Source organism: Oricola nitratireducens (genome assembly GCF_014904745.1).
GTDB lineage: Bacteria > Pseudomonadota > Alphaproteobacteria > Rhizobiales > Rhizobiaceae > Oricola > Oricola nitratireducens.
This window is the reverse complement of record NZ_JACZCS010000001.1, coordinates 77,625-98,175: the sequence shown is the minus strand read 5'-3', so window position 1 is coordinate 98,175 and position 20,551 is coordinate 77,625. Positions and strand designations below refer to the sequence as shown.

Below are 20,551 nucleotides of genomic sequence, written 5' to 3'. Positions count from 1 at the left end.
CGTCGGTTGCAACCCATGGGCGAGTATGGACCGGCGCGCTCCGCCCGTCCACTCGCTTCATATAGGGTCGAACTGCGGCAAGTTCACGGATGATCAGTCGCCGACGAACTCCTCGTCGCGCTTCTTGACCCGGAAGAACCGGCCGAACAGGATCGGCGCGACGAAGCCGAGGATCGCGAACGCCCACAGGCCGATCGCCAGCGGCGAGTGGAACAGCGCCGTCCAGTCACCGTCCGAAATCGTCATCGCCCGGCGCAGGTTCTTCTCCATCTGGTCGCCGAGCAGCACGCCGAGGATCACCGGCACCAGCGGCACGTCGAGTTTGCGTAGTACCCAGCCGAGCACCCCGAAGATCACCATCACCATCAGGTCGAAGGTCGAGCCCGAGATTCCGTAGATGCCGACGAACGAGATCATCGCCACCGCCGGCATCAGGTATTTCGGCGGGATCAGGAGCACCCGCACGAACAGGCTCACCATCGGGATGTTCATCAGGAGCAGCATGAAATTGCCGATGAACAGCGCCGCGATCAGGCCCCAGACCACGTCCGGGTTCTGCTGGAACAGCAGCGGCCCCGGCGTGATGTTGAGCGCCAGCAGCATCGCCAGCAGCACCGCCGTCGTGCCCGAACCGGGCACGCCCAGCGCCAGCATCGGCACCAGTGCTCCGCCGGCCGCCGCATTGTTGCCGGCTTCCGGCGCCGCGACGCCGCGCGGATCGCCCTTGCCGAAAGTGCCGTTCTTGTCGGAAAGCCGCTTCTCCACCGAATAGGCCATGAACGAGCCGAGCGACGCGCCGGCCCCCGGCAGCACGCCGGCGATGAAACCGAGCACCGTCGAACGCGCCATCGCGCCCGATGTCTCGCGCAGCATCTTCAGCGGCGGCGTGACCCGCCCGATCTTCATCTTGCTGGAATCGGCGTCCGAGGCGCCATGGTGATTTTCCAGGAAGACGAAGACCTCCGACAGCGCGAACAGCCCGACAATGGCGACCAGGAAATCGATCCCGTCATAGAGATGCACCTCGCCGAAGGAGAAGCGCGGCACCCCGGTCTGGCCGTCGACGCCGATCGTCGCGATGCCGAGGCCGAGCGCGGCGGCGAATGCCGCTTTCGCCTGGTTGCGGCTTGAGATGCCGCCGAGCGTCGCGAAGGCCAGCGTGAACAGCGCGAAATATTCCGCCGGGCCGAACAGCAGCGCCACCTTGACGAGTTGCGGCGCCAGAAAGACGAGCCCCCAGGTCGCGAAGAACGCGCCGACGAAGGAGGCGATGCCCGACAGCGCCAGCGCCTCGCCGGCCCGGCCCTGTTTCGCCATCGGATAGCCGTCCAGCGTCGTCATCAGCGCCGGTTCGTCGCCCGGGATGTTGAGCAGGATCGACGAGATCCGGCCGCCATACATCGCGCCGTAATAGACGCTGGTGAGCAGGATCAGCGCCGGTGTTGCGGGCAGGCCCAGCGTGAAGGCGAGCGGAATCAGGATCGCCACGCCGTTGGAGGGCCCGAGGCCCGGCAGCGCGCCGATGATCGTGCCGAGGAAACAGCCGAGCAGCGCCAGCAGCAGGTTCTGCAGGGTCAGGGCGACGGCGAACCCGTCGACAAGCGAGGAAAGTGCGTCCATTGCTCAGAACCCCCAGGGACCTCTGGCCAGCGACAGGCCGAGAATGAGATGGAAGACGACATAGATGCCGACGGCGATCGCGATGCCGGCGATGATCGAATGCAACGGCGCCGCGCCGAGCCGCCATGACAGATAGCTCGCGGCCACCGCCGTCGAGAGAACGAAGCCGGCTTCGGGCAGCGCCAGCGCATAGGCGATGAGCATGGCGACCGAGACCGCGATTTCGAAGATGCGGCCCGCCGCCGGCCAGTCGGGCGCCGGGTCGGGTTTCAGCACGAAGACGAGGCTCGACAGCGCGAGCACGCCCGCGATGATAAAGGGGAAGGCTTTCGGGCCGACCGGATCCTGGATGAAGCTTTCCTGGATCAGCGTGCCCCGCCAGGCGTAGAACCCGGCCAGAAGCAGTCCGATAATGCCGAAAATACGGTCGCCCATGATCCCCTCCCGTTGGATCTGAAAGGGCATCCGGCAGCGCGCAGCCGCCGGATGCCGGCTTGTATCCGTAAGTCGTTGCTTACTTGATCAGGCCGATCTGCTTGGAGAGATCGGTGATGCTTGCGACCGACTCTTCCACGAAGGCCTCGAATTCGTCGCCCGACAGCTTGAGCGGCGCGAGGCCGTTCTGGGCCATGACCTGCTTCCATTCGTCGGAAGCATAGACCTTGCTGACGGCGTCGGTCCAGAACGCGTAGGCGTCGTCGGACATGCCGCCCGGGGCGTAGAAGCCGCGCCAGTTGGCGCCGATCACGTCGATGCCCTGTTCCTTCGCCGTCGGGAAGGAGGCGAAGTCGCCTTCCAGCCGTTCCGGCGAAAGGACCGCGATCACCTTGATGTCGCCCGAGTCGACGAAGCCCTTGGCTTCCGACGCGTCGCCGGTGAACGCCTGCACCGAACCCGCGAGAAGTTGCGTCACCGCCTCGCCGCCACCGTCGAAGGCGACATACTTGATCTGGCGCACGTCATCGATGCCGGCCTTCTGGGCCGCGAGCAGCACCTTCAGGTGGTCCCAGCCGCCGACGGCCGAGCCGCCCGCGATCGACACCGAGGTCGGGTCGGCCTTGATCTTGTCCATCAGCTCCGGAAGCGTGCTGATGTCGGAATTTGCCGCCACCGCGATGATTCCGTAATCGGCGCCGACAGCGCCGACCCAGCGCATCTGGTCCATCGTGTTGCCCGGATAGGCGCCCTGCGCCAAGCGGGTCGCCGTCGCCGACGACGCCGCGACGATCAGATTGTTGTCGTCCATGCGCTTGTTGGCGACTTCGGCATAGGCCACGCCGCCGCCGCCGCCGGCGAGGTTGGTCACCTGCATGGTGCCGGGAACGAGCTTGAGGTCCTGCATGGTCTTACCCACCTGGCGGCAGGTGAAGTCCCATCCGCCGCCGGGATTGGCCGGTGCGATGCACTCGGTGTTGCCGGGCTCGAAGGCGAAAGCCGCGATGCTGGATGCAAGCGTGAAAGCGGCCGCGAGGCCGATCAGTTTCTTCATAGGTAATCCTCCCATCGTGCGAACGGGCGTTGCGCACCGTTGCTGGCGATCCGTATAGTGCATGAAGCTGTCACCCAGCTGTCACGGCGGGAGACACGGTGGGAGGAGTGAGTGCGGCTGCTGATTGTCGAGGACGCCGAAGACGTCTGCGATGCCATTGCCGAAAGCCTGTCGCGGCTGGGCCATGTCTGTGACAAGGCCCGCACGCTGGCCGACGCGCGCCAGTTCCTCGGCGTCCAGCCCTTCGACCTGATGATCCTCGACATCAACCTGCCCGACGGCTCCGGCTATGACCTTTTGAAGGAAATCCGCGCCCGCGGCGAGACGCTGGCGGTCATCATGCTGACCGCCCGTCTCGGCGTCGACGACCGCGTCGACGCGCTTGACGCCGGCGCCGACGACTATCTCGTAAAGCCGTTCGACATCCGCGAGCTGGAGGCCCGCCTGCGCGCCGTCGCGCGGCGGCGTCACGGCGAGACCGACGCCATCCTCGAAGCCGGCGACATTCGGTTCAACACCGCGACGCGTCAGGTCACCGTCGGAGAACAAATCTGCGAGCTGACGCGGCGCGAGCAATCGCTGCTCGAAATCCTCTTGTCGTCGCGCGGCCGCGTCATCGCCAAGGAGGAATTGCACTCGCGCCTCTTCGGCCTCGGCGAGGAGGCCGGTCTAAACGCGGTCGAACTCTACATCGCGCGCCTGCGCAAGAAGCTCCCGTCCGCTTCGCTGGAAATCCGGACGCTGCGCGGTCTCGGCTACCAGGCCTTCGTTTCCGGAACCGCCCGCCGTGCTTGACGCTCCGGCCGCAGCGCCCGCCCTTCACGCCCGCCGCCGCCCGTCGATCGCGCTGCGCCTGACGCTCGCCGTCACCCTGATCCTTCTGCTCGCCGCCTCCGCCGCGCTGTGGTCGGCCTGGAACTACGGCATCCAGGCCGCCAACGAGGCCTATGACCGGCTCCTGACCGGCGCGTCGCTGCAGATCGCCGAGCGCGTCAGCGTCGCCGACGGCGAGGTGCTGGTCGACCTGCCGTCCTCCGCCTTCGAGTTGTTGTCGCTCGCCCGCAACGACCGCGTCTTCTATCGCGTCATCGGCACCGACGGCGAAACGCTGACCGGCTATCCCGACCTGCCGCTGCCGTCGGACGTCGGCGCGGCGGGCCAGTCGGCCTATGAGGCCACCTATTCCGGCGAGACCGTGCGCGCGGTGATGACGACGCGGCCGATCGCCGAGCGCGGCATGAGCGGCAATGTCAGCGTCGTCGTCGCCCACACCGTGCAGGCGCGCATCGCGCTCGCCCGCGACATCGCCACCAAGGCGGCGATCCTCGTCGGCGCCGCCGCGCTGGCGATCGTGCTGCTCGCCTGGTTCGCCGTCCGCTATGCGCTGGCGCCGCTGACCCGCGTCGAGCGGGCCTTGCTGTCGCGCGATCCCAACGACCTCTCGCCCTTCGACATCGAGACGCCGCGCGAGATCGAGACCGTTGTCGACGCGATCAACCGCTTCACCCGCCGCCTCGACAGGCGCGTTTCCGCCGTGCAGTCCTTCGTCGCCGATGCCGCCCACCAGTTGCGCACGCCGATCACCGCCATCCGCGCCCAGGCCCAGCTTGCCGCCGGCGAGGAATCGCCCGACCGCCTCAGGCGCATCAACCGGCGCATCCTCGACCGTTCCGTCGCCGTCAGCCGGCTTGCCGACCAGTTGCTCAGTCACGCCATGGTGACGCATCGCACCGATGCCGAGCCGCGCGAACTGGTCGATTTGCGCCGCATCGCCATCGAGGCCGAGCAGGAAACCCGCCGCTTCGCTGACGCCGATGCCGAACTGCCGCTGCTCGATTTACCGGAAGAGCCCGTCATCGTCGCCGGTGACCGCTTCTCGTTGCGCGAGGCGGTCAAGAATCTCGCCAACAACGCGCTCGAACATGGAAAACCGCCGGTCGCCATCCGCGTGACGGCCGGCGGCGGCAGCGCCCGCATCGCGGTGGTCGATCACGGCGCCGGCATCCCGCCTGTCGAGCGCGCATCGGCCGGCACCCGCTTTCGCCGCAACCGCGCCGCGTCCTCCAGGGGCGCCAGCCTCGGCCTCGCCATCGCCCACGAGGTCGCCGTCTCGCATGGCGGCGAACTGCAATTCGGCGACGTCGGGGATGGCGGTTTCGAGGTCTCGCTGTCGCTGCCGCTGGTGGAGGCGTTGCCATGATCCGCGGCCTCGTCGTCCCGGTGCTTCTGGCGCTGCTGGCAACCAGTCCGGCCGCGCGCGCCGACGATTACGATTTCCCGGCGAAAATCTCGCCCGCGCGCACGCTCACCATCGGCTCGACGACGGATATCGGCATCATCCGCCCGGTCATCGCGGCCTATCAGAAAGCCAATCCCGCCGTCGCCATCCGTTACCGCGAACTGACCACCCGCGTCCTGTTCGCCGAGGCGCAGGCCGCCTGCGCCGGCGACAAGCCGGCCGACGACGTCGTCCTGTCCTCGGCGATGGATTTGCAGGTCAAGCTCGTCAATGACGGCTGCGCCGCCACGGTCGACCGGCCGGGCCTCAATGCGCTGCCCGATTACGCCCGCTGGCGCAGTCAGCTTTTCGGCCTCACCTACGAGCCCTCGGTCATCGTCTACAACCGCCGCGCCATCGCGTCCTGGGAAGCCCCGGTCGACCACTTCGCGCTGCTCGACCTGCTGCGCCAGCCGGAGCGCTTTCGCGGCCGCATCGGCACCTACGACATTGAATCCTCCGGCCTCGGCTATCTCTTCGCCACGCTCGACGACCAACGCTCATCGACATGGGGCCGCCTGATCGAGGGCATGGGCCGCAACGACGTCCAGCTCTATTGCTGCACTTCGGAAATCCTCGACCGCGTCGCCGACGGCCGCCTGACGCTCGGCTACAACGTCCTCGGTTCCTATGCGCTCGCCCAGGCCCGGGAGAAGCCCGACCTTGCCGTCGCTGTGCCCTCCGACTACACCTTGGTCCTGACCCGCGCCGCCTATGTTCCGCGCCAGGCGCAAAACAGGACCGATGCCGCCGACTTCCTCGAATTCACGCAAGCGACCGAGGGACGGCGCATCCTCAATGACGAGGCGCTGCTGTTCTCGCCGATTGACGGCGCCGAACACCTGTTCCGCGAGCTTGGCGCCAGCGGCGGCCAGAACCGCACCATCCGTCCGATCGCGCTCGGTCCGGCGCTGATGGTCGGTCTCGACCAGATGAAGCGCCGCCTGTTCCTGAAGCAGTGGCGCGATTCGCTCGGCATCGGCGAAGACTGAAACCCGGCCGTGACAGGCCGGGAACCTGCCGCCGCATGCGGCCTGTCACGAAGATCGGAATTTCGGATGAGCAAACTCTTCGAGGAACTCGATTATCGTCCGACGCCCATCGGCCCGGTCATCCTGCGCCGCCGCCACATTCTTTCGCTCGGCGAGGATGTCTTCGAGATCCTGCTCGGCGAGGAACATCTGATGTCGAGCCTGTTCACGGCGTCCGAGATCGCGCTTGCCCGGCTTGGCCTCGACGGTCTCGCCGGCGAGACCGTCGATGTGATCGTCGGCGGACTCGGGCTCGGTTACACGGCGGGAGCGGTCCTCGAACATGACACTGTCGGCTCCCTGATCGTCGTCGAGATGCTCGACCCGGTCGTCGACTGGCACGAGGAAAACCTGGTGCCGCTTGATCCGCCGCTCGCCGCCGATCCGCGCTGCCGTTTCGTGCGCGGCGATTTCTTCGCCCTTGCCGCCTCGCCGGAGGGCTTCGATCCCGACGCGCCGGGACGCCGGTTTCACGCCATCCTCATCGACATCGACCACGCGCCCGACCGCCTGCTGGACCAGCGCTCCGGCAGTTTCTATTCGCCGGAAGGTCTGACCCGTCTCGCCGCCCATCTGCATCCGGGCGGCATCATGGGCCTCTGGTCGGACGACCGGCCCGACGACACCTTCACCGCGCTGCTTGCATCCGTGTTTGGCGAGGCGCGCGCCGAGCTCGTTACCTTCAGAAACCCTCTCCAGGGCGAGCGAAAATTCACCCAGACCGTCTACCTGGCCCGCAAATCCGCCACACCGGCGTAACTTGCGCTCGCGCCTTGCCGCCTTATAGTGTCGTCGCGAAAAACCTCCCGTTTCGAACAATCCGGATCTTCAACGATGAAATACCGCAAGCTCGGCCGCACCGGCCTGGACGTGAGCGCGATTTGCCTTGGCACCATGACCTGGGGCTCGCAGAACACCGAGGCCGAAGGCCACGAGCAGATGGACTATGCCGCCGGCCAGGGCGTCAATTTCTTCGACACCGCCGAACTCTATCCGACGACGCCGCAAGGCCCGGAAACCTATGGCCGCACCGAGGAGATCGTGGGCAGCTGGTTCGCCAGCAGGAAGAAGCGCGACGACATCGTGCTGGCGACCAAGGTGGCCGGCCCGGGCCGGCCGCATATCGACGACGCGGCGCCGCTGTCGGCCGAAAGGATCCGCCGCGCCTGCGAACGCTCGCTGAAGCGGCTGCAGACCGACTATATCGATCTCTACCAGATCCACTGGCCGAACCGCGGCTCCTACCACTTCCGCCAGACCTGGACCTGGGCGCCGCATACCCATGACGGCGACAGGGCGAAGGACGATTTCGCCGAGACGCTGGAGACCGTCGGCGCGCTGATAAAGGAGGGCAAGGTCCGCCATTTCGGTCTGTCGAACGAATCTGTCTGGGGCGCCATGAACTATTTGCGCCTCGCAGAGGACCGGGGCTTGCCGCGCGCCCAGTCGATGCAGAACGAATATTCGCTGCTGCACCGCATCTACGACACCGATTTCGCCGAACTCTCGGCGCATGAGGATGTCGGCCTGCTCGCCTATTCGCCGCTCGCCGGCGGGCTGCTGTCGGGCAAGTATCGCGGCGGGGTCGTGCCGGCCGGCTCGCGCCTCGAATTGCAGGGCGACATCAACGGCCGTTACACCGAGCGCTCGAAGCCGGCGCTGGACGCCTATATCGGGATCGCTGACAAATACGGTCTCGATCCGGCGCAGATGGCGCTCGCCTTCGGCCTGTCGCGCCCCTTCATGACCGCCGTCATCATCGGCGCCACCTCGATGGATCAGCTGAAGACCAACATCGCGTCGGTCGATGTCGAACTCTCCGGCGCCGTGCTGGACGACATCCTCGAGGTCTACAAGCAATACCCGGTCCCGATGTAAGGCCTGTCAGGCACTGCTGCGGCGGCGCTTTTTCGCGGGGACCCTGGCCGCAGGCATGCTCGCGCGCAACAGCCGCGCGATTGTCGCGGCATCGGTCGGCCGCGAGAACAGGTAACCCTGTCCGAAATCGCAGCCGAGCGCGGCCAGCCTTTCGGCCTGCGCGATGGTCTCGACGCCCTCGGCGACGATGTCGACGCCGATCTTGCGCGCGATATCGATCAGCGCCTCGACGATCGCGGCGCTCGGCCGGTCGGTCAGCAGCCGCCTGACGAAGGACATGTCTATCTTGATCACGTCGGCGGGGAAGCTGATGAGATGCGTCAGCGACGCGAAGCCGGTGCCGAAATCGTCGAGCGCCACGCGAACGCCGCGCGCGCGCAGCGCGGCCAGCGGGGGAATCAGGCGGTTATCCATCAGCACCGTCTCGGTCACTTCCAGATGCAGGTGCGACAGCGCGATACCGGCGCGGTCGAACGGCCTCGCCAGCCGCTCGTTCAGGTCCTCGGACTGGAAGTCGGCCGGCGACAGGTTGATGGCGATGTGTTCGATCGGAAGACCCGCGTCGAGCCACGACCGGTATTCCGTCACGGCGAGATCGATTATCCGGTCGGTCAGGCGCGTGGCGTTGCGCGAATCGGCGAACGCCAATTCGAATTCGCGCGCTTCGGCGATGCGTCCGTCGCGGCCGCGGATGCGCGCCAGCGCTTCCACGCCGGCGATCCGGCCGGTATCGAGGCGTACGACCGGCTGGAAATAGGCGATCAGCCGGTCCTCGTCGAGCGCCTCGAGCAATTGGCGCGACTGGTCGATCCGGCGCACGATGGACGTCTTGTGGCAGGGATCGAAGCGCAGGTAACAGCCGCGGATGGTCTCCTTGGCGTGATAGAGCGTGAGGTCGGCGTTCTGGCGCAATTGTTCCGGCGTGTCGCCGTCCACGCCGCTCACGACGCCGCCGATCGTCACGCTCGGCGTGATCGTGGTGCCCTGCGCGACAAACGGGTCCATCACGGTGTTGAGCACTTTGCACGCTTTCTCCTGCAGCGCGTCGTGATCGCGGCAGTCGCGGCAGATGATGGCGAACTCGTCGCCGCCCAGCCGGTAGGCGCCGTCGGGCCCGGCCAGCCCGTTCAGCCGTTTTGCGACCGTGTCGATCAGCTTGTCGCCGGCATAGTGTCCGAGGCTGTCATTGATGATCTTGAGATTGTCGATGTCGACCACCAGCAGCCCGAACGGCGTGTCGAAAAGGGATTGCGCGTTGAACGTCGCGTCGAAGGAGCGGCGGTTGGCGAGCCCGGTCAGCTGGTCGCGATAGGCGAGGTACTCGTTGCGCGCGTTGATCTCGGTGTGCTCGTAGGCGATGGCGCACAGATGCGTGCAGCGCTTGACGAGTTCGCGCTCGATCTCGGTCGCGCCGCGCTTTTCCCGGAAGTAGAACGCGAATGTCGCCACCGTGCGGCCGTCGCGCGCCTTGATCGGCGTCGACCAGCAGGCCTTCAGCCCGAGCGGCCGCACCAGTTCGAGATAGGGCTGCCACTTTGGGTCGGTCTCGATATCGGTGGTCTGGACCGGCTTGCCGTAATAGGCGGCGGTGCCGCAGGAGCCCACATCGGGGCCGATCGCCACGCCGTTCAGCTCCTGTCCGTAGCTGTCCGGCAGGCTCGGTGCCGAAACGGGGCGGATGAGCCCCTCGCCGTCGATGCGCACGATGGTGCAGATCGTGCCCGGAGCGAGCTGTTCGGCGCCCGTGCACAACAGCTCCGCGATGGAGTCGAAATCTCCGCCGGTCGCGACGGCCTCGAGGATCGTGCTCTGAAAAGCGGAGAGCTTGAGTTGCGCCTCCAGTTTCATGGTCTATGGCCCACGGCTGATGAACTTGCAGTTCAGCATATGGGCATTACGAATCTCTTTATTTGCACTGTGAATTTCTGTCGCAGGGCAAATAACCGTTTCGGTTTTTTGTTTCCGTGGGGTCAGCACAGAGGCCTCTGCTGCGGGTGACTGATCAAGAGATGTGTTCAGGGACGGTTTTAAACGCCCCGGTTGGCTTTTCCTGGGTATTTGAAGTCTGCAACCGCAAGCAAACAAGAATTTCGACGGAAAGTGCGGCCAGAAATACAATAAAATATTTCGCATCCGCCTCATCGCGGCCATTCTCGGCCTGCCGCCCGGAATCCGTCACGCTCGAGATCGCCGGCGAGCCGGTGACGACAGGCGAGGCGGAAAAGCCCTGGCATGGATTTCCGAGCCTTGACCACTGGCGAAAACAGGACGTCGGAAACGACGGGCGCCAGGTCGGCCGGGAACGGACCTCACTCCGCCTTTCTGAGCACCAGCATCCTCGATGTCAGCACCTGCAGCACGTCGCCATGCTGGTTGCGCGTCTCGCTGCGGATCGTCACGATGCCGCGGTCCGGCTTCGATCTCGACGGCCTGACCTCGGTAACCTCGCTGAACACCTGCAGCACGTCGCCGGGCCGGGTCGGCTTCGGCCAGGTGATGTCCACCCCGGCGCCGATATTGCCGCTGCCGATGGGGATCGTCCCGTCGACGAGAAGCCGCATCGTCAGCGACGCGACATGCCAGCCGCTCGCCGCCAGCCCGCCGAAGAGGGAGTTTTCCGCCGCCGCCTCGTCGAGATGGAACGGCTGCGGGTCGAATTCGGCGGCAAACCGCTTGATCTGCGCCGCGTCGAGCGCGTGGGTGGCGCTTTCGAAGCGCTGGCCCACCTTGAAATCGTCCAGATAGAGCGGTTCCTGCATGTAAAATCCCCGAAAAGGCCGCGCCGCAGCTGGCGCCGTCGTCCGCTTAGCCGATCCGGGCGGCCGGAAACAAGGCCGCGCGGCCGCTCCCTCCTGACACCACGCTGTCAGCACCGCCCTCCTATGCTGGCCGGCGAAACGGAGGCGGTGAGGCGATGGACAGTATGGCGGCGGACACGGCCCTGGCCGAACGCTCGGCCTGGCGGCTCGGCGTCGCCCTGGCGGTTGCCTCGGCGGCGGCCTGGAGCACGGCCGGTTTCTTCACCCGTCTCATTCCGCTCGATTTGTGGACATTGCTGGCATGGCGCGGCCTGTTCGGCGCGGCGGGCCTGTTCGCGGTGATCGCCGCCGTCGAGCGCGGCAATCCCTTCGCCCGCCTGATCGCGCTTCGCCCGGCCGGATGGCTCTTCGTCGCGGTCTCCGCCGTCGGCATGGTGTTCTTCATCTCCTCGCTGCGCCACACCACCGTCGCCCATGTCTCGGTGATCTACGCCACCGCTCCCTTCGTCGCCGCCGGGCTCGGCTGGCTGGTCCTGCGCGAACGGCCGGGCCGGTCCGCCGTCATCGCCAGCCTTGCCGCGCTTGCCGGCGTCGTCGTCATGGTCGGCTTCGGCCGCGAGGGAAGCCTGTTCGGCGACGGCCTCGCCTTCTGCATGACGCTTGCCATGGCGGCGATGATGGTGATCGCGCGGCGCAGCCGCGACATCTCGATCCTGCCCGCCGCTTGTCTGTCGGCGCTCGCCAGCGGCCTCGCCTGCTGGCCCTTCGGCGATCCGCTCGCCGTCACCGGTCACGACCTGGCGCTGCTCGCCGCCTTCGGCTTCGTCAATTCGGCGCTCGGCCTGTCGCTCTTCACCTTCGGCGCGCGGCTGCTTCCGCCGGTCGAGACCGCGCTGATCGGCGCGCTGGAAGTGCCGCTCGCCCCGGTCTGGGTTCTGATCGCCTTCGGCGAGACCCCGGGCCTCGCCACGGTCATCGGCGGCGCGATCGTCCTCGCCGCGGTCGTCGCGCACATTCTCGCCGGAGCGGGGCGGGAGACGTCTCAAACATAAACCGGCTTCTCCACCCGCTCTTCCGAGCCGAATATCTTCAGATACCGCGCGATCTCGTCCGGCTCGCCGGTCGCCTTGTTCGGATTGTCCGACAGCTTCACTGCCGGCAACCCGTTCGCCTCGGTCACCTTGCAGACCAGCGAGATGGCGCGCAGCTGGTCGTTCCGGCGCGGCGCGCAGTCGACGAAATCGTTGGTCAGGTTGGTGCCCCAACCGAACGCCATGCGCACCTTTCCGTTGAAATGGCTGAAGGTCTTGACGATCGTGTCGACGTCGAGCCCGTCGGAAAAGATCAGGATCTTGTCGCGCGGATCCTCACCCTGTTCGCGCCACCACTCGATGATCCGCTCGCCACCCTCGACCGGCGGCGCCGAATCCGGCCGGAACCCGGTCCAGTCGGCGACCCAGGACGGCGCGTCGGCGAGGAACGCCGCCGTGCCGAACGTGTCCGGCAGCACGATCAGCAGATTGCCGCCGTAAAGCTTGTTCCAGTCCTCCAGCACCCGGTAATTCGCCGCGGCGATGCCCTCGTCGGTCTTCGCCAGCGCCGCATAGACCATCGGCAGCTCATGCGCGTTGGTGCCGACGGCCTCGAGGTCGTTGTCCATGGCGAGCAGCACGTTCGAGGTGCCGGTGAATGCGTCCGGAATGCCTTCCTGCAGCGCCTGCACGCACCAGCGCTGCCACAGGAACGAGTGCCGCCGCCTTGTGCCGAAATCCGAGATCGACAGCCCGTCGAGAGTCTTCAGCCGCTCCACCTTCTCCCACATCCTCGCCTTCGCCCGCGCATAGAGCACGTCGAGCTCGAACGGCCCCATGCCGCGCATCGCCGCGCGTGAGCGCAACTCGTTGATGATGGCGAGCGCCGGGATTTCCCACATCGTCGTGTGCGTCCAGGGCCCGTGGAAATGCAGCTCGAACTGCCCGTCCCGGATGTCGATCTCGTAGTCCGGCAACTGGAAGTCGGCGAGCCACGCGAGGAATTCCGGCTCGAAGATCTGCTTGCGGCGGTAGAAGGAGTTGCCGGCGAGCCAGATCATCTCCTTCTTGCCCAGCTTCACCGTGCGGGCGTAATCGAGCTGGTCGCGCAATTCGCCGATATCGATCTCCTCGGCCAGCCGGATCGAGGTCGTGCGGTTGATCAGCGAGAAGGTCGCGTCGACGCCGCGGTGCTGCTTCCAGATCATCTGCAGCATCATCAGCTTGTAGAAATCGGTGTCGAGCAGCGACCTTATGATCGGGTCGAGCTTCCAGGTGTGGTCGTGCACCCGCCTTGCGATGTCGAGAACGCGAAAGACCATCTGAAAATCCTAAAGCAGGTGCACGCCGGCGGCGCGCATCTTTTCGGTCATCGCCGCGAGCGAGCCTTCCAGGTCGATCGCCCGGCAGGCCGGCATCACGACCGAGGTCTTGAAGCCGCATGTGACCGCGTCGAGCGCCGAGAAGCCGACGCAGAAATCGGTGGCCAGGCCGCACAACACGACCTCGGTCAGGCCGCGATCCTTCAGATAGCCGGCAAGCCCGGTCGGCGTTGCGTGGTCGTTCTCGAAGAAGGCCGAATAGCTGTCGATCTCGCGCCTGAATCCCTTGCGGATGACGAGTTCGGCCCTGGTCCATTCGAGCCCGGCATGGAACTCTGCGCCCGCCGAGCCCTGCACGCAGTGGTCGGGCCACAGCGTCTGCGGCCCGTAATCCGCCTCGATGGTCTCGAACGGCGCCTTGCCCTCGTGACTGGACGCGAAGGAGGAGTGCCCGGCCGGGTGCCAGTCCTGCGTCATCACCACGTGGTCGTGGCTGGCGATCAGGTGATTGACCAGCGGCACGATCTCGTCGCCGCCCGCGACCGCGAGCGCGCCGCCGGGGCAGAAATCGTTCTGGACGTCGATGACGATGAGCGCCTTGTGCGGCATGCCGTTCTCCCTCGCGATGAGTCTTAGACCGGATGGCCGCCCCGGCGCAACGAATTGGCGTTACGGGAGGCGATCGGCATTGCGCGTCTTGACCCCCTTAAATTTGCATGTGCTCCAAAACCGAATCGTAAGCCGAAGCTCCGACAATAAGGTGAAACCACAGGGGCTCAGGCAGATCCGATGCGTCAGGGAAAACCGGCATTGAACGACCTTGCCGGCGACAGCGGGCAGCAGGAAGGACATTCACCTGTCCGTCTGGCGATTGTCGCCGGGGCGGTCGCGGCCGTCCTCGCGGCCGGCGCGGGCATCCTCTACGCCGTCTTCGCGCCGTCCTCCGCCGACACGGTCGCCGCCGGAAAGGCGGACTCGATCTTCACCAGCGCCTATTCGGGCGACGCGGCGAGGGGCTATGACGATTTCAACGGCGCCGGTCCGCGCCCGATGCCGGTTTGCGGCGATGGCCCGGGCGAGGACTGCGTAATCGACGGCGAGACATTCTGGCTGTCCGGCCGCAAGATCCGCCTCGCCAATATAGACGCGCCCAACAGCGACAAGGCCCGGTGCCCGGCCGAGGCCGCCCACGCCCGCGACGCGGCCGATACGCTCGCCGGACTGCTCGACCGCCAGCCGATCGAGATCCGGGCGAAAGGCCGCGACCGCTACGGCCGCCTGCTCGCCACCATCAAGACGCCGGAAGGCGACGTCGGTCGCAACCTCATCCGCTTCAAGGTCGCCGTGCCCTGGTATGGCGGCAAGGAGCCGGACACCGACTGGTGCGGCTAGGTCCGGACGGACCAGTAGTCGCGCGCGCCCGCCGGCAGTGTCGCCAGCACCCGGTCGAAGTCCTCGCCGTTCACATGCCGGCGCAATACGCCCGCGACGATGCCGATCGCCCCGTCGGGCGCGAAATTGTGGTGCCGGCGGACCGTCTTCACCTCGGCCTCGAGCGCGTCGCGCGGTCCGAATTGCGGGCGCGCTTCCTCCGGGTCCCAGCCCTTGACGAAGATCGCCCGCAGCACCGGCGGCAGCGCGCTGGCAAAGCGCAGGCCATCCGCCGCCGCCAGCCGCCGGCGGAACACGGTCAGAACCGCGTCGATCGTCGTGTATGTCTGGTGATGTGATTGGTGCCCCAGCGCCGCTTTGGCATCCTGCATGAACGCGTCGAAATCGCGCGAGGCGGAAAAATATTCCTGCGGCATCGGCATCGGCGGGTCCTTGTTTGCGCCGCGCATCCTAACCGCGCCGCCGGCCCGCCGGAATCGAAAATGCGGCCGGTTGCCCGGCCGCATCGTTCTGTCAGTTCATTTTCAGCGTCTTGGGGCCGCGCGTCGGGCGGACCGGCTTGTTCGGATAGGCGGTGTCGCAGTTCTCGAGGAAGCCCTGATATTCCTCGTCCGTGCAGGGGTGGTTGGTATTGTTGAAGCAGCCGTCATGCACGTCGATATAGCAGGAGGGCCGGTCCCAGTGCGCGGCGGCGGCCTGTCCCGGCAGGACGATGGCGAGAACCGCGACGGCGGCAAGCGAACGAAGCCCCGACAGGGCTGCGGTGCGGCGAGATGCAAGAATTGAAGTCGTCATTGTCGTATTTCCTTTCTCGGTTATCGGGTTGATCGCCCGTCGGCGCCGTTTATTGCCGAAACGGTCCCTGCCGCATGTGCCGAAATTCACAGGACGGTATCGCGCCGGAAACCCGGCACCTGAACGGAAAGGTAACGCCTTGCCGCGATCTTAGCCCTTCCATGGACAACGGGGACGGCAAGTGATGGCGAGATCGGCGACTTTCCGGACGCGCTCGCGCGGGGCTGTCGGCCATGTGCGCCGCATGTCCCTGCTTGCGGCCTTGGTCGTCATTGGCGCCGGCGCCGCGCTTCTCTGGCGCCAGACCGGCGGCCTCGAAGTGCGCCGGTTTACCGGCCTTGTCGATACGATGACGACCAGCGCCTATGCGCCGGAGCCTGAACCGGATTTCCGTGGCGGTGTCGCGCCGCGCCCCATGCCGCTTTGCGGTTCGGCCAGGCGGATCGATTGCGTCGTCGATGGCGACACGCTGTGGCTCGACGGCGAAAAGATCCGCCTCGTCAATATCGACGCGCCGGAGGTGAAGGGCCGTTGCCGCGCGGAGAGTGCGCGCGCAGCCTATGCGACGCGGGCGCTTGCGCGTCTTGTCGCGAACCGCCCGATCCGCCTCGTCCGCCAGGGCGAGGACCGCTACGGCCGCACGCTCGCCGCCGTCGTCACGCCCGAGGGTGATGTTGGCGAAGCCCTCGTCGGCAGACATCTCGCCGCGCGCTGGCATGGCCGGCGCGAACCGGCCTCGACCTGGTGCGGCGTCTAGATGATGGCGCCTAGTGCAGCACGATTTCGCCGTCGACGCGCCGGAACTCGCCCGGCTTGATCAGCTTCTGGTGCGTGTAGCGCACCGAATGCAGCGGACCGTCGAGATTTTCCTCCCAGAAGTCGAGGAAGCCGAACATCTGCGGGAAATCCGGGGCGAGATCGTAATCCTGCCAGATATAGGTCTGCAGGATCTCCATGTGGTCGGGCATGCGGTAGAGGATATGGGCGGTCGTCAGCCCGTACCCCTCCAGTTGAAGTTCCAAAGCGCTCTTGACCTGCATTGGTGCTCCTTTTCCAAGTGTCGCACCTGTCAAACGCTACGAAAAAATATGATTCTGTCAACAATAACAGTCTATTAGCAGCCATTTCGAGTGAGTGCTGATTTTTTCGCGCAAGCCTCTTGAATCGAAAAAACCGCAAAACCAGATTTTCCGCGCGCGAAGCCGCTTCGCCGGGTCGCGCGCCAGCCGCCGGTTCGTGACTGAACGGCGGCCGGCGGGACTTTTCCAAACCATGTTTGTCCAAAGGAGGAAAACAAGACATGAAGTTCCGTCCACTGCATGACCGCATTCTGGTCCGCCGCATCGAGGCCGAGGAAAAGACGGCCGGCGGCATCATCATCCCCGACACCGCGAAGGAAAAGCCGTCCGAGGGCGAAGTCATCGCCGCCGGGCCGGGCGCGCGTGACGACAAGGGCGTCGTCCAGCCGCTCGACGTCGAGGCCGGCGACCGCATCCTGTTCGGCAAGTGGTCCGGTACCGAGATCAGGCTCGATGGCGAGGATTACCTCATCATGAAGGAATCCGACGTCATGGGCGTCATCGAGTCCGAAGCCGCGGCGAAGAAAGCCGCCTGAGCTTAGTAGGGAGCAACGAAAATGGCTGCAAAGGAAGTCAAGTTCCACTCCGAAGCCCGCGAGAAGATGCTGCGCGGCGTCGACATTCTCGCCAATGCCGTCAAGGTGACGCTCGGTCCGAAGGGCCGCAACGTCGTCATCGACAAGTCCTTCGGCGCGCCGCGCATCACCAAGGACGGCGTCACCGTCGCCAAGGACATCGAGCTCGAGGACAAGTTCGAGAACATGGGCGCCCAGATGGTGCGCGAGGTCGCGTCCAAGACCAACGATCTGGCCGGCGACGGCACCACCACCGCCACCGTTCTCGCCCAGGCGATCGTCAAGGAAGGCGCCAAGGCCGTCGCCTCCGGCATGAACCCGATGGACCTGAAGCGCGGCATCGACCGGGCCGTCGATGCGGTGGTCGAGGAATTGAAGAAAAACGTCCGCAGGGTATCCCAGAACTCCGAGATCGCCCAGGTCGGCACGATTTCGGCCAATGGCGATGCCGAGATCGGAAAGTATCTGGCCGAGGCCATGGATAAGGTCGGCAATGAGGGCGTCATCACCGTCGAGGAAGCCAAGACCGCCGAAACCGAGCTGGAAGTCGTCGAAGGCATGCAGTTCGACCGTGGCTACCTCTCGCCCTACTTCGTCACCAACCAGGACAAGATGCGCGTCGAGCTCGAGGATCCCTATATCCTCCTGCACGAGAAGAAGCTCTCCAACCTGCAGGCGATGCTTCCGGTCCTCGAGGCCGTGGTGCAGTCGGGCAAGCCGCTGCTGATCATCGCCGAGGACGTCGAGGGCGAGGCACTGGCCACTCTCGTGGTCAACAAGCTGCGCGGCGGCCTCAAGATCGCCGCGGTCAAGGCGCCGGGCTTCGGCGACCGCCGCAAGGCCATGCTGCAGGATATCGCGATCCTCACCGGCGGCACCTTCATCTCCGAGGATCTCGGCGTGAAACTTGAAAACGTCACGCTTCCGATGCTCGGCACGGCCAGGAAGGTCGTCATCGAGAAGGAAAACACGACCATCGTCGACGGTGCCGGCTCGAAGACGGAAATCGAGGGCCGCGTCAACCAGATCAAGGCCCAGATCGAGGAAACCACCTCCGACTACGATCGCGAGAAGCTGCAGGAACGTCTTGCGAAACTGGCCGGCGGCGTTGCCGTCATCCGCGTCGGCGGCGCGACCGAGGTCGAGGTCAAGGAGAAGAAGGACCGCGTCGACGACGCCCTGCACGCGACCCGCGCTGCCGTCGAGGAAGGCATCCTGCCCGGCGGCGGCACGGCGCTTCTGCGCGCTGTCGGGGCGCTTGAAGGTCTCGAACTCGCCAACCACGACCAGGAGGTCGGCGTTAACATCGTGCGCCGCGCCATCGAGGCGCCCTTGCGCCAGATCGCCGAGAACGCGGGCGCCGAAGGTTCGGTTATCGTCGGAAAGGTCCGCGAGAAGAATGACTTCTCCTGGGGCTGGAACGCGCAGACCGATGCCTTCGAGGATCTCTTCGCCTCCGGCGTGATCGACCCGCTCAAGGTGGTGCGCACCGCGCTGCAGGACGCAGCCTCCGTGGCTGGCCTGCTGATCACCACCGAGGCGATGGTTGCCGAACTGCCGAAGAAGGAAACGGCCCCGGCGATGCCCGCCGGCGGCATGGATTTCTGATCCGGCGAAAAACCCTCGAAACGCCGCGACCCGCGGGGCGAGAGCTCCGCGGGTTTTGATTGTCAGCGAACTGTAATTTTCGCGCCGCTAGCGTCGCCCTTGCTGAAACGGAACTGGCAATGGCGACGACGACCACACACGACACGCAGGAACACGGCATGGCCGCGGCGGATGCCGCGCGTGCCAGCGTCAAGGTGTGGGATCCTTTCGTCCGCTTGTTCCACTGGTCGCTCGTCGCGGTTGTCGCGACGGCGGCGCTGACCGGCTTCTTTGCCGGCGCGTCGTGGCTTCAGGTTCACGTCTGGGCCGGGACGGCGATGGCGGCGCTGGTCGTCGCGCGCGTCGTCTGGGGCTTCACCGGCGGCTCCTATGCCCGCTTCTCCGCCTTCATTCGCGGTCCCCGCCAGGTCATCTCCCACCTGCGCGGCATCGTCGACGGCACCGAAGGCCGGCACATCGGCCACAACCCGCTCGGCGCATTGATGATCGTGGCACTGCTCGCCACTGCCGCCCTGCTCGCGCTCACCGGCGCGGTCGCGCTCGGCGGCATGTTCAAGTTCGGCCCCTTCGCCTTCCTGGCGGATTTCGCATCCGGGCGTCTGGCGCGCGAACTCCATTCGCTTCTCGCATGGGGCCTCGTCCTGCTGGTCGCGCTGCATGTCGCCGGCGCCGTTTTCGAGGGCTGGCGCACGCGCGACAATCTCATGCGCGCCATGGTCACCGGCGCCAAACAGCGCCGCCCCGGCGATTATCCCGCGCCGCGCCTTGCCGCCCGTCCGATGCTCGGCCTCGCCGTCGGCGTGGTGTTTCTCGGCGGCGGCGCCGCATCCGTCTCCACGCTTGCCTCCAGACCGCCGCTCGGCGTGCCGACGGCGCCGCTCGATGCAGTCTATGCCGACGAATGCGGCGCCTGCCACACCGCCTATCACCCGAGCCTGCTTCCCGCGGCGTCCTGGCGGGCGCTCTTCGCCAACCTCGGCGACCATTTCGGCGAGGACGCCACGCTGCCGCCCGAGACCGTGGCGAAGCTCGAGGCCTATGTCACCGCCAACGCGGCGGAGGACTTCGACACACTGCCCGCCAACGCCTTCCGCCGCACCGCCGCCGACGCGCCCTATCAGATCACCGCGACGCGGTTCTGGAAGTGGATGCATGCCGGCATCTCGGATGCGGTGTTCAAGTCCCCGGCCGTCGGCGCGCGCGGCAATTGCGCCGCCTGTCATCGCGATGCGGCCACCGGCCGCTTCGATCCCCGACGCATCGATATTCCACAGGAGATTACCCGATGATGCATAAACGCAAGCTCGCCGTCCTGGCCGCGATCGCCGCCCTGGCCGGCGCGACGGCGGTCATGGCCGGTCCGCGCGACGACATTCTCGCCGGCTACGCGGCTGAGGCGGGCGTGACGGCGTTCGATGCCGCCGCCGGCAAGGCGCTGTTCACCGGAACGCATACCGGCGGCAAGCCGGAGACGCCGTCCTGCACCACCTGTCACACCGGCAATCTGACCGGCCCCGGGAAAACCCGCGCCGGCAAGGTGATCGAGCCGATGGCGGTCTCGGCCAATCCGCAGCGCTTCACCGATCCCGCCAAGGTCGAGAAATGGTTCGGGCGCAACTGCAGGTCCGTTCTCGGCCGCGAGTGCTCCGCGAAGGAAAAGGGCGATGTGATCACGTGGCTCTCCTCGCTCTAGT

General features: G+C 66.2%; 23 protein-coding genes. 12 read left to right on the top strand and 11 right to left on the bottom strand.

The features are described 5' to 3' along the window. Nucleotides 1-93: 93 nt before the first annotated feature. The 3 genes from IG169_RS00465 to IG169_RS00455 all read right to left on the bottom strand — a co-directional run bounded on the left by IG169_RS00465 (nt 94) and on the right by IG169_RS00455 (nt 3,109). Nucleotides 94-1,620, bottom strand: a complete 1,527-nt coding sequence (locus tag IG169_RS00465) for a tripartite tricarboxylate transporter permease (protein WP_193174180.1) — start codon at nt 1,618-1,620, stop codon at nt 94-96. Between the two features lie 3 nt (nt 1,621-1,623). Then, nucleotides 1,624-2,055: a tripartite tricarboxylate transporter TctB family protein gene (locus IG169_RS00460; protein WP_193174179.1), complete on the bottom strand. Its 432-nt coding sequence runs from the start codon at nt 2,053-2,055 to the stop codon at nt 1,624-1,626. Between the two features lie 79 nt (nt 2,056-2,134). Continuing rightward, complete coding sequence (locus tag IG169_RS00455) at nt 2,135-3,109, bottom strand: Bug family tripartite tricarboxylate transporter substrate binding protein (RefSeq protein WP_193174178.1); 975 nt, start codon at nt 3,107-3,109, stop codon at nt 2,135-2,137. A 111-nt stretch (nt 3,110-3,220) separates the two neighbouring features. Here IG169_RS00455 and IG169_RS00450 point away from each other — a divergent pair, with 111 nt between their 5' ends. The 5 genes from IG169_RS00450 (at nt 3,221) to IG169_RS00430 (ending at nt 8,296) form a co-directional block, all read left to right on the top strand. Then, nucleotides 3,221-3,904 (top strand): response regulator, encoded by a 684-nt coding sequence (locus tag IG169_RS00450; protein WP_193174177.1) that lies wholly within the window; start codon nt 3,221-3,223, stop codon nt 3,902-3,904. Then, nucleotides 3,897-5,309 carry a sensor histidine kinase N-terminal domain-containing protein gene (locus IG169_RS00445; protein ID WP_193174176.1) on the top strand — a complete coding sequence of 471 codons (1,413 nt, stop codon included), beginning with the start codon at nt 3,897-3,899 and terminating at the stop codon, nt 5,307-5,309. Before IG169_RS00450 ends, IG169_RS00445 begins: the two co-directional genes overlap by 8 nt. Beyond that, entirely contained in the window at nt 5,306-6,379 is a 1,074-nt protein-coding gene (locus tag IG169_RS00440) for an ABC transporter substrate-binding protein (RefSeq protein ID WP_193174175.1), read from the top strand. The genes IG169_RS00445 and IG169_RS00440 overlap by 4 nt, the downstream gene beginning before the upstream one ends. A 66-nt stretch (nt 6,380-6,445) precedes the next feature. Beyond that, nucleotides 6,446-7,177 (top strand): polyamine aminopropyltransferase, encoded by a 732-nt coding sequence (locus tag IG169_RS00435; protein ID WP_193174174.1) that lies wholly within the window; start codon nt 6,446-6,448, stop codon nt 7,175-7,177. A 75-nt stretch (nt 7,178-7,252) separates the two neighbouring features. After that, a complete protein-coding gene (locus IG169_RS00430) occupies nt 7,253-8,296 on the top strand; it encodes an aldo/keto reductase (RefSeq protein WP_193174173.1) in 1,044 nt (347 codons plus the stop codon). A 6-nt stretch (nt 8,297-8,302) separates the two neighbouring features. Here the strand turns inward: IG169_RS00430 and IG169_RS00425 are convergent, their stop codons facing one another. The 3 genes from IG169_RS00425 to IG169_RS00415 form a co-directional block, all read right to left on the bottom strand. Further along, nucleotides 8,303-10,144, bottom strand: coding sequence for a putative bifunctional diguanylate cyclase/phosphodiesterase (locus IG169_RS00425; RefSeq protein WP_193174172.1), 1,842 nt, complete (start codon nt 10,142-10,144; stop codon nt 8,303-8,305). A 154-nt stretch (nt 10,145-10,298) separates the two neighbouring features. After that, nucleotides 10,299-10,475 carry a hypothetical protein gene (locus IG169_RS00420; protein WP_193174171.1) on the bottom strand — a complete coding sequence of 59 codons (177 nt, stop codon included), beginning with the start codon at nt 10,473-10,475 and terminating at the stop codon, nt 10,299-10,301. A gap of 130 nt (nt 10,476-10,605) precedes the next feature. Further along, on the bottom strand, nt 10,606-11,055 hold the full coding sequence (locus IG169_RS00415) for a MaoC family dehydratase (RefSeq protein ID WP_193174170.1): 450 nt from the start codon (nt 11,053-11,055) through the stop codon (nt 10,606-10,608). Between the two features lie 155 nt (nt 11,056-11,210). Here IG169_RS00415 and IG169_RS00410 point away from each other — a divergent pair, with 155 nt between their 5' ends. After that, complete coding sequence (locus tag IG169_RS00410) at nt 11,211-12,107, top strand: DMT family transporter (RefSeq protein WP_193174169.1); 897 nt, start codon at nt 11,211-11,213, stop codon at nt 12,105-12,107. Here IG169_RS00410 and pncB read toward each other — a convergent pair. Both pncB and pncA read right to left on the bottom strand, forming a co-directional pair. Further along, the gene (gene pncB / locus IG169_RS00405; protein WP_193174168.1) at nt 12,098-13,408 is read right to left on the bottom strand and encodes a nicotinate phosphoribosyltransferase; all 1,311 of its coding nucleotides are present in this window, start codon (nt 13,406-13,408) and stop codon (nt 12,098-12,100) included. The genes IG169_RS00410 and pncB overlap by 10 nt on opposite strands. A gap of 9 nt (nt 13,409-13,417) precedes the next feature. Next, complete coding sequence (gene pncA, locus IG169_RS00400; RefSeq protein WP_193174167.1) at nt 13,418-14,017, bottom strand: bifunctional nicotinamidase/pyrazinamidase; 600 nt, start codon at nt 14,015-14,017, stop codon at nt 13,418-13,420. 201 nt (nt 14,018-14,218) lie between these two features. On the opposite strand from pncA, the gene IG169_RS00395 reads away from it, so the two are divergent. Further along, entirely contained in the window at nt 14,219-14,800 is a 582-nt protein-coding gene (locus IG169_RS00395; protein ID WP_193174166.1) for a thermonuclease family protein, read from the top strand. On the opposite strand, the gene IG169_RS00390 is transcribed toward IG169_RS00395, so the two are convergent. Next, on the bottom strand, nt 14,797-15,249 hold the full coding sequence (locus tag IG169_RS00390; RefSeq protein ID WP_246717039.1) for a DUF2267 domain-containing protein: 453 nt from the start codon (nt 15,247-15,249) through the stop codon (nt 14,797-14,799). The two genes, IG169_RS00395 and IG169_RS00390, sit on opposite strands and share 4 nt — an antisense overlap. 64 nt (nt 15,250-15,313) lie before the next feature. Then, nucleotides 15,314-15,595, bottom strand: coding sequence for a hypothetical protein (locus tag IG169_RS00385; protein ID WP_193174165.1), 282 nt, complete (start codon nt 15,593-15,595; stop codon nt 15,314-15,316). 184 nt (nt 15,596-15,779) lie between these two features. On the opposite strand from IG169_RS00385, the gene IG169_RS00380 reads away from it, so the two are divergent. Continuing rightward, a complete protein-coding gene (locus tag IG169_RS00380) occupies nt 15,780-16,352 on the top strand; it encodes a thermonuclease family protein (RefSeq protein ID WP_193174164.1) in 573 nt (190 codons plus the stop codon). 10 nt (nt 16,353-16,362) lie between these two features. Here IG169_RS00380 and IG169_RS00375 read toward each other — a convergent pair whose 3' ends face one another. Next, entirely contained in the window at nt 16,363-16,635 is a 273-nt protein-coding gene (locus IG169_RS00375) for an usg protein (RefSeq protein ID WP_193174163.1), read from the bottom strand. Between the two features lie 260 nt (nt 16,636-16,895). Here IG169_RS00375 and IG169_RS00370 point away from each other — a divergent pair, with 260 nt between their 5' ends. The 4 genes from IG169_RS00370 to IG169_RS00355 all read left to right on the top strand — a co-directional run bounded on the left by IG169_RS00370 (nt 16,896) and on the right by IG169_RS00355 (nt 20,550). Next, the gene (locus IG169_RS00370) at nt 16,896-17,210 is read left to right on the top strand and encodes a co-chaperone GroES (RefSeq protein WP_193174162.1); all 315 of its coding nucleotides are present in this window, start codon (nt 16,896-16,898) and stop codon (nt 17,208-17,210) included. A gap of 21 nt (nt 17,211-17,231) precedes the next feature. Further along, entirely contained in the window at nt 17,232-18,857 is a 1,626-nt protein-coding gene (gene groL, locus IG169_RS00365; protein WP_193174161.1) for a chaperonin GroEL, read from the top strand. A 119-nt stretch (nt 18,858-18,976) separates the two neighbouring features. After that, nucleotides 18,977-20,146, top strand: a complete 1,170-nt coding sequence (locus tag IG169_RS00360) for a cytochrome b/b6 domain-containing protein (protein WP_210325800.1) — start codon at nt 18,977-18,979, stop codon at nt 20,144-20,146. After that, nucleotides 20,143-20,550 (top strand): DUF1924 domain-containing protein, encoded by a 408-nt coding sequence (locus IG169_RS00355; protein WP_210325799.1) that lies wholly within the window; start codon nt 20,143-20,145, stop codon nt 20,548-20,550. The genes IG169_RS00360 and IG169_RS00355 overlap by 4 nt, the downstream gene beginning before the upstream one ends. The last annotated feature ends 1 nt before the right edge of the window (nt 20,551 follow it).

What these genes read in the sequence shown, in the direction of transcription:
- IG169_RS00430 (WP_193174173.1), top strand. Translation starts at nt 7,253, where the DNA reads ATGAAATACCGCAAGCTCGGCCGCACCGGCCTGGACGTGAGCGCGATT.
- IG169_RS00375 (WP_193174163.1), bottom strand. Translation starts at nt 16,635, where the DNA reads ATGCAGGTCAAGAGCGCTTTGGAACTTCAACTGGAGGGGTACGGGCTG.
- IG169_RS00390 (WP_246717039.1), bottom strand. Translation starts at nt 15,249, where the DNA reads ATGCGCGGCGCAAACAAGGACCCGCCGATGCCGATGCCGCAGGAATAT.
- groL (WP_193174161.1), top strand. Translation starts at nt 17,232, where the DNA reads ATGGCTGCAAAGGAAGTCAAGTTCCACTCCGAAGCCCGCGAGAAGATG.
- IG169_RS00465 (WP_193174180.1), bottom strand. Translation starts at nt 1,620, where the DNA reads ATGGACGCACTTTCCTCGCTTGTCGACGGGTTCGCCGTCGCCCTGACC.
- IG169_RS00440 (WP_193174175.1), top strand. Translation starts at nt 5,306, where the DNA reads ATGATCCGCGGCCTCGTCGTCCCGGTGCTTCTGGCGCTGCTGGCAACC.
- IG169_RS00385 (WP_193174165.1), bottom strand. Translation starts at nt 15,595, where the DNA reads ATGACGACTTCAATTCTTGCATCTCGCCGCACCGCAGCCCTGTCGGGG.
- pncA (WP_193174167.1), bottom strand. Translation starts at nt 14,017, where the DNA reads ATGCCGCACAAGGCGCTCATCGTCATCGACGTCCAGAACGATTTCTGC.
- IG169_RS00370 (WP_193174162.1), top strand. Translation starts at nt 16,896, where the DNA reads ATGAAGTTCCGTCCACTGCATGACCGCATTCTGGTCCGCCGCATCGAG.
- IG169_RS00425 (WP_193174172.1), bottom strand. Translation starts at nt 10,144, where the DNA reads ATGAAACTGGAGGCGCAACTCAAGCTCTCCGCTTTTCAGAGCACGATC.
- IG169_RS00415 (WP_193174170.1), bottom strand. Translation starts at nt 11,055, where the DNA reads ATGCAGGAACCGCTCTATCTGGACGATTTCAAGGTGGGCCAGCGCTTC.
- IG169_RS00355 (WP_210325799.1), top strand. Translation starts at nt 20,143, where the DNA reads ATGATGCATAAACGCAAGCTCGCCGTCCTGGCCGCGATCGCCGCCCTG.
- IG169_RS00455 (WP_193174178.1), bottom strand. Translation starts at nt 3,109, where the DNA reads ATGAAGAAACTGATCGGCCTCGCGGCCGCTTTCACGCTTGCATCCAGC.
- IG169_RS00410 (WP_193174169.1), top strand. Translation starts at nt 11,211, where the DNA reads ATGGACAGTATGGCGGCGGACACGGCCCTGGCCGAACGCTCGGCCTGG.
- IG169_RS00460 (WP_193174179.1), bottom strand. Translation starts at nt 2,055, where the DNA reads ATGGGCGACCGTATTTTCGGCATTATCGGACTGCTTCTGGCCGGGTTC.
- IG169_RS00360 (WP_210325800.1), top strand. Translation starts at nt 18,977, where the DNA reads ATGGCGACGACGACCACACACGACACGCAGGAACACGGCATGGCCGCG.
- IG169_RS00380 (WP_193174164.1), top strand. Translation starts at nt 15,780, where the DNA reads ATGGCGAGATCGGCGACTTTCCGGACGCGCTCGCGCGGGGCTGTCGGC.
- pncB (WP_193174168.1), bottom strand. Translation starts at nt 13,408, where the DNA reads ATGGTCTTTCGCGTTCTCGACATCGCAAGGCGGGTGCACGACCACACC.
- IG169_RS00435 (WP_193174174.1), top strand. Translation starts at nt 6,446, where the DNA reads ATGAGCAAACTCTTCGAGGAACTCGATTATCGTCCGACGCCCATCGGC.